This window comes from Cellulomonas sp. RIT-PI-Y, assembly GCF_025642745.1.
Classification (GTDB): domain Bacteria; phylum Actinomycetota; class Actinomycetes; order Actinomycetales; family Cellulomonadaceae; genus Cellulomonas.
On the sequence record NZ_JANZKP010000015.1, the window covers coordinates 59604 to 66191 of the forward strand.

Genomic DNA, 6588 nt, shown 5'->3' on the forward strand with positions numbered 1-6588 from the left:
GACAGGGTTGCAACGGCGTTGCACCCCCGGTCAGCGCAGGCCGAACCGCCGCCGGAGCAGGTCGAGCCGGCCGGTGGCCCGCGCCCGGGAGACGGAGCCGGGCGCGCTCAGCCGGGCCAGCTGCTCCCAGGCGGTCCAGTCGTCGGCGCCCTCCTCCCGGTCCAGCCAGCGCTCCAGCAGCACCGGGTCGGCGGCGTGCAGCACCGCGGCCCGCACATCGGCGGCCAGACCCTCCCGCACGAGCTCGACCCCCGGCGCCCGCGAACGCGGCAGCACCGGACCCGGGTAGCGGTCCAGCGCCGAGCGGACCTCGCCCGCGTGCAGGGACTCCCGCACCGCACCGACGTCGGTGCTCAGCGCCCCCGCGAGCCGGTACGGCCGGGAGTGGTCGAGCAGCGGACCCGCGACCCGCCGCAGCCGGGACACCTCCGCGCGCACCGCCACATCCGACATCGCGTCCGGGTGCAGCAGCACCGCCAGCTCGTCCGCGTGCAGCCCGCGCGGGTGCTCGGACAACAGCAACAGCAGCTCGGCGTGCCGCAGGGACAGCGCCCGGGCCCCGGGTCCCGGGCCGTGCAGCACCCCGGAGTCGGCGCGCATCAGCTCCAGGCGGGCGGCGGTGGCGGTCGACGGGTGGTTCAGCGCGTCCAGCGCCCGGAGCTCGGACTCCACCGCGGTCGCGGTGGCCCGGACCAGGGACAGCATGAGCAACGACGCCGCCCCCTCCCGACCGGTGACGTCCAGCGCCCCGAGCACCCGGCCGCCCGGGTCGCGCAGCACCGCGGCGGTGCAGCTCCACGGCTGGACCGCCCGGCTGAAGTGCTCGGCGGCCCGCACCTGCACCGTGCCACCGGTGACCAGCGCGGTGCCCGGAGCGTTCGTCCCCGCATGCCGCTCGTCCCAGGACGCGCCCTCGACGAAGCCGACCCCGGCCACCGCCTCCCGCACCCGGGAGTCCCCCGCGATCCAGAGCAGCCGACCCTCGGCGTCGGTCAGGGCGACCAGGAACTCCTCGCTCACCGCGGCGTCCAGCAGCAGCCCGCGCACCACCGGCAACGCCTGCCGCAGCGGGTGGGTGTCCCGATGGGCGTACAGCTCCGCGCCGGACAGGACCACCGGCGGGGAGGGGCGTTCGGGATCGACCCCGCCACGCAGGCTGCGGCGCCAGGACTCGGCGACCAGCGGCCGGACGTCGGAGGTCGCGCCGGTGGTCAGGAAGCGCTCGTGGGCGGCGAGGGTCCGGGCCACGGTGCGGTCGGTCGGCACGCTCGCCCCCCTTCGACGTCGGTGGCGTGGGGTCAGTCTGACCCGGGGGTGTGCGGGGCGCCAGGGTGAGATCCGTGCCGCAGCGCCCGCCCGGCCCGCCGATCGGTCCGCACCCCGTCGTCCACCACGGTCTCCCCGCCGACGACCACCCAGGGGATCCCCACCGGCCCCAGCCTCGGCTCCGCGAACGTCGCCCGGTCGGCCACCGTCGTCGGGTCGAACAGCACCAGGTCCGCGACGTAGCCCGCTGCCACCCGCCCCCGGTCGGTCAGCCCGAGTCGGGCCGCCGGGGTGCCGGACAGGTGCCGCACCGCCTCGGCGAGGGTCAGCACGCCTTCCTCCCGCACGTAGCGGCCGAGGTAGCGCGCGAACGTCCCGGCCCCGCGCGGGTGCGGCTTGGCGCCGACGAGGATGCCGTCGCTGCCCGCGGTGTGCCGGGGGTGCCGCGTGACCGCCCGGACGTTCGCCTCGTCGCCGACGTGCTGCAGGATCCCGGTGCCGAGGCGGTCGGCGATCAGCAGGTCGAGGAAGGCCGTTCCGGGCGGGGTCGCGGTGTCCCGGGCGATCGCCGCGACGGTACGACCGACCCGATCGGACAGCGCGGGGTCGCGCACACCGGCGATCTCGATGGTGTCCCAGTCGACCGGGACGCCGTGGCAGCCGTCGCTCCCCCGCACCTCGACGTCCTCCAGCACACGGGAGCGCACGGACGGATCGCGCAGCCGCTGGACCGTGGCGGCGGGCCCACCGGTCGCGATCCAGCTCGGCAGCAGGGCGGACAGGGTGGTGGCTCCGGGCAGGTAGGGGTAGGAGTCGAGCGTGACGTCCACGCCGTCCGCGAGCGCGTCGTCGACCAGGGCCAGCAGCTCCCCGGCCCGGCCGCGGTTCTCCGGGAAGTTCATCGTGGCGTGGGTGAGGTGCAGGGCGACCGACGACCGGTGGGCGACCTCGACCATCTCCGCGTAGGCGGCCAGCGCCCCGGCGCCGTAGGACCGCTGGTGCGGCGCGTAGAACCCGCCGTGCCGGGCGACCACCGCGCACAGGGCCGCCAGCTCGGCGGTGTCCGCGAACATGCCGGGCACGTAGGTCAGCCCGGAGGACATCCCGAACGCGCCCTCGATCATCCCGCGATCGACCTGGGCGGCCATCGCGGCCAGCTCGTCCGGGGTGGCCCGGCGGTCCTCGGTGCCCACCACGTTGAGCCGGATCGTGCCCTGCGGGAGCAGGTACGCGACGTTCGTGGCACTGCCCCGGCGGTCGATCTCGGCCAGGTACTCCGCGACGCCGCGCCAGTCGAAGGCGAGGTCCGGGGTGCCGTTCCAGCCGGCGATCTGCTCCCGGACCACGGCCATGCTCGCGTCGGTGGTCGGCGCGTAGGACAGCCCGTCCTGGCCGAGCACCTCGGTGGTGACGCCCTGGAGTGTCTTGGCCAGGTGGGCGCCGTCGGTGAGCACGGCCAGGTCGGAGTGCGCGTGCATGTCGATGAACCCGGGGGCGACCACCAGACCGTCGGCGTCGATCACCCGGTGACGGCCCGGGTCCAGCCGGCCCCCGACCGCGACGATCCGGCCCTCCTCGACCAGCACGTCACCCGTGAACGGCTCGTGGCCGGTGCCGTCCACCACCTGTCCGCCACGCAGCAACATGGCGGTCAGTGCACCTCGGCGTGGACCAGCTCGTCGATCCCACGGGTGGCGGGGTCCTGCAGGCTGCTCACCAGGGTGACCGCGGCGCCCTGCTCGCGGAGCTGGTGCCAGAGCTCGAAGACCGCGCCCCCGGGGGCCAGCGACGCCCGGGAGGTCGGCAGGTGCCGCTCGTCCACCTCGACCACGACGCCGACCGTGCGCGGCTGCGCGGTGGGCAGGGCACCCCGGCGGGCGTCGGCGATCAGCTCGGCGAACCGGCGGCCCAGCGGCTTGACCCGGTTCTCGGTGTCGAGCAGCCCGAGCGAGTACTCCAGGTCCTTGTAGTCGCCCAGCTCACGGGTGACGTCGTGCGAGCACCACCAGGTGACCGCGTACAGGTCCGGGCTGGTCAGCGCGGCCTCGACCGTGCGGGTGCAGAACTCCGGCATCTCCTCCTCGGCCAGGTTCATCGACGGGGCGCCGACCTCCTGGAGCCAGACCTGCCGGCCGGGGTCGGTGGCGAAGGCCTTGGACAGCTCGATCATCCACTCGGCGTGCCGGACCGACTGCGGGGACAGCGCGCCGTAGCGGGCCGCGGTGCCGTTGAAGATCCAGGAGTGCACCGTGGTCAGGTCGCCCAGCCGGGACGCGTGCACGGGCTGGAACGGGTGCTCGTCCCGGTACCAGAGGTGGTCGTTCTCCGAGTGGGTGACCAGGTGGCGCGGGTCGCGGTCGACCGGGGCGGCCAGCAGCGAGCGCAGCCAGTGCGTGACCTGCTCGGGCTCGGCGGGCATCGCGGCGGGGTTGGGCCGCTGGAACTGGTTCAGCTCGTTGCCGAGGGTCAGTCCGAGGAGGTTCGGCCGGTCCCGCACCGCGTCGTAGATCGCGGCGACCAGGGCGGCCTGCGCGTCGATCGCCCCCTGATCGGTGAACATGTTGCCGTCGTGCCAGTTGACCAGCCAGGCGGGCACGAAGTCGAAGCCGGACATGTGCCCCTGGATCGCGTCGACCGCGATGTCCAGGTCGAACTCGGCGGCCAGATCGGCGACCAGCGCGATGTCGTCCAGCGCCCGGCGGCGGATCAGGGTGCGGTTCGGCTGCAGCACCGGCCAGAGCGGGAACACCCGGACGTGGTCGACGCCCAGGGCGGCGATCGCCTCGAAGTCCGCGCGCACGGCGTCGGGTTCGACCGCCATCCACTGGAACATCCAGTCCTGGGAGGGGGTGTAGTTCACGCCGAATCGGGTCACAGTGCGTCTCCTCGGGGCGGTGCGGGTGCTGCAGGTGCGGTCGAGTCGCGGATCACCAGGCGGCGGCCGCTGACCGTGGTCGAACCGGCCGGCTCCCCGCTCACCAGCCGGGCGAGCAGGGCCACCGCGGTGCGGGCGCTCTCCTCCACCGGGGCGTCGAAGGCGGTCAGCCGGGGCCGGACGATGGTGGAGACCCAGGAGTCCTCCCAGGCCACCACCGACAGCTGTTCGGGCACCCGCACGCCGACCTCCGGCGCGTGGGTGACGATCTCGGCGGCGATGGTCTCCGAGTCCACCACGATCGCGGTCGCGGCCCCCAACCGGCCGAGCAGGTCGGCCACCGGGTCGGCGGCGGCCGGGTCCCACACCGCGAGCTGGGCGATCAGGCCGAGGTCCTCGGCTGCGGCGGTGAACCGGGCGTCGCGGGAGCGGGTGTGCGCCAGCCCGGGGGCGTCGGTGACCCGGGCGACCGTGCGGTGCCCGAGCCCGGCCAGGTGCCCGATCACGGTGGCGTAGGCGGACTCGTCGCCGACGGTCACCGCGGGCACCGCCGCGCCGACCGGGGCGCCGAGCAGGGCCGCCGGGGCGCCGAGCTGCTCGACCAGGGCCAGTCGCGGGTCGTCCTGCCGTACGTCGACCAGCAGGAACGCGTCCACCCGCTGCTCGCTCCACCACTGCCGGTAGACCTGCTCCTCCTCGTCCGCGCGGACCAGGGTGAGCGACAGCGACCAGCCGATGTCGGCCAGCGGCTCGGTCAGCCCGGCGAGCAGGCGCATGAAGAACGGGTCCCGGCCGAAGGTGTCCGAGGAGCGCGCGATCACCAGGCCGAGGCTGCGGCCGCCCTGACCGGAGACCTTGCGGCTGGCGTAGTTCGGCCGCCAGTTCAGCTCGTCGGCGGCGGCGCGGATGCGCGCGGCGGTCGCCTCGGAGATGTTGGGCCGTCCGTTGAACGCGTGGGACACCGCCGAGGGCGAGACGCCGGCGCGGCGTGCGACGTCGGCGATGGTCACACGTTTCGGTCTCGTTGCAGTCATGGTGCTGTTGAGGTTAAGGGGTTGCCGGGCCCCTGTAAAGCGGTATACGTTCCTCAACACCCAGCTAGGTAAACCGCTATACACACCTCGGCCCGACGCAATGCAGCATCCAGGGAGGCATCGTGAGCGTCAGCAGGCGCACCGTTCTGAAGGCAGCCCTCGGCGGCGGCATCCTCACCCCGCTGCTCGCCAGCTGCGGGGCACTGGTCCCCGCGTCCAGCGGCCCGCGCTCGATCTCCGTGCACACCCAGCTGTCCGGCGCGGTCGCGGGCGCCCAGGTCTTCGCGGACGTGGTCGCCGCCTACGAGCGCAGCACCGGCCGCACGGTGGCGGAGCTGAAGAACGGCTCGGATCTGCCCATCGTGTTCGAGACCAGCACGCTGGCGGGCAAGGAGGCCGACATCGCGATCGTGAACATGCAGGGCCGCACCCTGAACTGGACCGACGCCGACGCCACCATCGACGTGATGGAGCTGCTCGACCGCTGGGACCTGCGGGACAAGATCATCCCGGAGGCGGTCGACGAGTGGACCGACGAGCAGGGCCGGCTGCGGGCGTTCCCGTTCACCCGGACCAACTGGCCGGTCTCGTTCAACACCGGACTGCTGGACGAGGCCGGGGTCGCGATCCCGACCACCTCGGACGAGCTGATCGCAGTCGCCGACGCGCTGCGCAGCAAGGGGATCGGCCCGGTCACGGTCGGCGGGTCGGACTGGAGCGGCCAGAAGCTGTTCCTGCAGATCCTGCAGGGCTTCCTCACCGACGACGAGGCCCGCACGGTGTTCTCCACCGGCAAGCTGTCGGACTCCCCGGGTGCGCTCGCCGGGGTGGAGCACTTCGTCCAGCTCCGGGACGCGGGCGTGTTCGTCGACGATGTGCAGGGCTACACCTCGGACTCCGAGCTGACCCAGTTCAACACCCGTAAGGCGGCGATCGTCCCCGCGATGTCCTCCGCGCTGGCACTGGTCCCCGCCGAGCGCGCCGCAGAGGTCACGGTCGGCGGCTGGCCGGTGCCGACCAGCGGCGCGGTGATCAGCCACCCGTCGGTGATCAAGAGCTACAACGGGCACGGCATCTGGATCAGCGAGAACGGCCGGGAGAAGCTCGACCTGATCGAGCCCTTCATCAAGCACCTCTACTCCGAGGCCGTCACCGACGACTTCATCCTGGGCTCCGGCCGGGACATGAGCCGGGTCACCGACACCGTCAGCCAGGACTTCCCGCTGGTGGCACAGGCCTCCCGGCTGACCGGCGACGACGTCTCCCCGGTGATGCTGCCCGACCTGCTCATCCCCGACTACGTCTTCGAACCGATGATCCGGGTCACCGCGATGGCCTACGGCTCCGCCTCGGCGGACCGGATCGTCGACTCGTTCGAGAAGTCCTACGCGGCCTGACCGCCGAAGGGATCCG

At 73.5% G+C, this 6588-nt stretch carries 5 protein-coding genes; 1 reads left to right on the top strand and 4 read right to left on the bottom strand.

What is annotated here, in order from left to right; genetic code table 11:
- Window positions 1-30: 30 nt before the first annotated feature.
- Genes OGL89_RS07110 through OGL89_RS07125 form a run of 4 tightly spaced genes read right to left on the bottom strand, consistent with a single transcriptional unit; the run spans window position 31 to window position 5151 of the window.
- Window positions 31-1266 carry a GAF domain-containing protein gene (locus tag OGL89_RS07110; protein ID WP_263119218.1) on the bottom strand — a complete coding sequence of 412 codons (1236 nt, stop codon included), beginning with the start codon at window positions 1264-1266 and terminating at the stop codon, window positions 31-33.
- Window positions 1267-1298: 32 nt separating this feature from the next.
- Entirely contained in the window at window positions 1299-2912 is a 1614-nt protein-coding gene (locus OGL89_RS07115) for a D-aminoacylase (RefSeq protein WP_263119219.1), read from the bottom strand.
- A gap of 5 nt (window positions 2913-2917) precedes the next feature.
- Window positions 2918-4141, bottom strand: coding sequence for a glycosyl hydrolase (locus OGL89_RS07120; RefSeq protein WP_263119220.1), 1224 nt, complete (start codon window positions 4139-4141; stop codon window positions 2918-2920).
- Window positions 4138-5151 carry a LacI family DNA-binding transcriptional regulator gene (locus tag OGL89_RS07125; protein WP_263119221.1) on the bottom strand — a complete coding sequence of 338 codons (1014 nt, stop codon included), beginning with the start codon at window positions 5149-5151 and terminating at the stop codon, window positions 4138-4140. The genes OGL89_RS07120 and OGL89_RS07125 overlap by 4 nt, the downstream gene beginning before the upstream one ends.
- Window positions 5152-5297: 146 nt before the next feature.
- Between OGL89_RS07125 and OGL89_RS07130 the strand changes: the two genes are divergently transcribed.
- Entirely contained in the window at window positions 5298-6572 is a 1275-nt protein-coding gene (locus OGL89_RS07130) for an ABC transporter substrate-binding protein (RefSeq protein WP_263119222.1), read from the top strand.
- Window positions 6573-6588 lie beyond the last annotated feature (16 nt).